Source organism: Streptomyces graminilatus, assembly GCF_001418565.1.
Lineage (GTDB): Bacteria > Actinomycetota > Actinomycetes > Streptomycetales > Streptomycetaceae > Streptomyces > Streptomyces graminilatus.
Map to the genome: position 1 here is coordinate 1 of NZ_LIQQ01000470.1, position 1986 is coordinate 1986.

Annotated in this window: 1 protein-coding gene and 1 pseudogene; one reads left to right on the forward strand and one right to left on the reverse strand. The window is 72.5% G+C overall.

Annotated features, from left to right (window positions below; all coding sequences use genetic code 11):
* Positions 1-752, reverse strand: a pseudogene (locus tag AOK08_RS46720) (D-alanyl-D-alanine carboxypeptidase); the annotation flags it as partial.
* Between the two features lie 222 nt (positions 753-974).
* Between AOK08_RS46720 and AOK08_RS33150 the strand changes: the two are divergent.
* Entirely contained in the window at positions 975-1730 is a 756-nt protein-coding gene (locus tag AOK08_RS33150; protein WP_055532919.1) for a GOLPH3/VPS74 family protein, read from the forward strand.
* Positions 1731-1986: the final 256 nt, after the last annotated feature.

Genomic DNA, 1986 nt, shown 5'->3' on the forward strand with positions numbered 1-1986 from the left:
GCGTCGGCCTTCGGCTCGGGCTCGGGCTCGGCGTCGGCCTTCGGCTCGGGCGTCGAGCCGCTCTCCCCGGTGCCCTCCTGAGCGCCCTCCGGCTCAGCGGAGCCCTCGCCGGAGTCCTCACCGGATGCCTTGCCAGGGGCCTCAGGGGCCTCGTCAGCGGCCTCTGAGGGCTCTTCGGGTCCGGGATCACCCTCGGAGGCCGCCACGGGCCCCTCGGTGCCCTCAGAGGCGTCGACCGGAGCGTCGGCCTCCGCCTCCGCGTCCGCCTCCGCTTCGGGGGCGTGATCCTCGGCGTCGGCGGCGTCCTCGGGCTCGCTCACGGCCTCCGCCGCCGTGTCCGCCGTACTCGCGTCGGTGTCGGCGACGGAGTCGGCGTCGGCGTCGACCCCGGCGTCCGTATCCGCGACGACGGCCGGGACCGCGTCCACATCCGCGTCCACATCCACATCCGCATTCGCGTCAGCGACCGCGTCCGCGTCCGCAGCCGGGGCCGCCGTCGGGGCCGGGGCCTTCGCCTGGAGCGACGAGCGGGAGAACACCCGCGTCGCCGTGTCGACGCCACCGCGCGTCGTGGACTCCCGCTCCGGCTCCCGGGCCACCGCGAGCCGGGGGTCGCGTGCCCCCGCGCCGGATTCACCCCTGGCCCCGGGAACCGGAGCCGCGCTCCCCGACGTCGGTTCTTCCGACGACTCGCGCTGCTTCGACCTGTCGGGGGACTCGCCCGCCACCGATGCCTCCTTCGTGCGCCGCACGCTCACCGTGCGTCTACCGAACGTGAACCGTGAACCCTGAACCGCCAATTGCCGCTCCGACGACACTGTCCGAACGAGCTACCAGTGTCCTGTGTGCTGCCTTGGCTGACGCGGTAGACGAGAACGACATACCTACTGGTTCCACTACGAAGCGGTCACGCCCTCTCGACAGATGAATGTGAGAGGGGTCACCCTGTCATTCATCCACGCGGGGAGGCATGGATGGGCAGGAGCCGCAGATCAATTCCGGAAGAGCTTCTTCTGCTGGCGTTGGACCCGGCCACGGGTACCACCGCACAGCCGCAGTCGCTCGACCTCGGTCTGGCCGGAGCACAGCTAGTGGAGCTGGCGATGGCCGGACGGATAGCCCCGGACGGGGATCGTATCGCCGTGGTCGTACCACGGCCGACTGGAGATCCAACACTGGACTGTGCGTTGGAACTGCTTCGCCGACGCGGAGCACCCGTACGCGCGGTCAACTGGATTGGCGGGCCCCGACTGGGGCTGCGCCAGACCTACCTCTCGCATCTGGAGCGGTGCGGCATGGTGCATGCCGTGGCGGGACAGATGTGCGGGGTGCTTCCGACGACTCGCTATCAGGCGACGGACACGGAGATCAGCCGGGAGATACGAGCCCGGCTGGACACCGCCATACGCACCGGCGTCCCGCCGGACCCGCGGACGGCGGCGCTCGCCGCGCTGGCCCATGCGGTCGGTCTCGGCAAGCACCTGTATCCGGGTAACGAGGGACGTTCGTCCCGCTCCCGGCTACGGGACCTGATCCGGCACGACCCCATGGGCGGCCTGGTGGCCCACGCTGTCATGGACGTGCAGAACGGCGTCGCGGTCCAGCCGCGCCGCAGCCCGGCACCGGCCGGCCGTCAGGCCGCCACCGGAGCCAGGTCCGCACCGGAGCCCGCCCGCGGCGTTCCGATGCAGCCGCACCGCGGATCGATGGCGCGCGCCGTGGCTCACTGAGCCGCAGTCCCACGGCGACCGCCGGATCCGCACGGCACGGCACCCGCACCACCCGCACGACCCCGCTCGACACGCACCACGCAGGGACCACAGCACCGCCGCACCGCAGTCCCCAAGACCGGTCCGGGAGCCGCTGGCCGCGCGGGGCGCTGAGGAACCGCAAGGACGTCCGCGAGGACTCCGGAACGGCCCTCACCGCCCCGCGCGTCCGCATGTCCGGACCCGGCGATCGCTCCGGACTCGCCCCCCTCCGCCC

What these genes read in the sequence shown, in the direction of transcription:
- AOK08_RS33150 (WP_055532919.1), top strand. Translation starts at nt 975, where the DNA reads ATGGGCAGGAGCCGCAGATCAATTCCGGAAGAGCTTCTTCTGCTGGCG.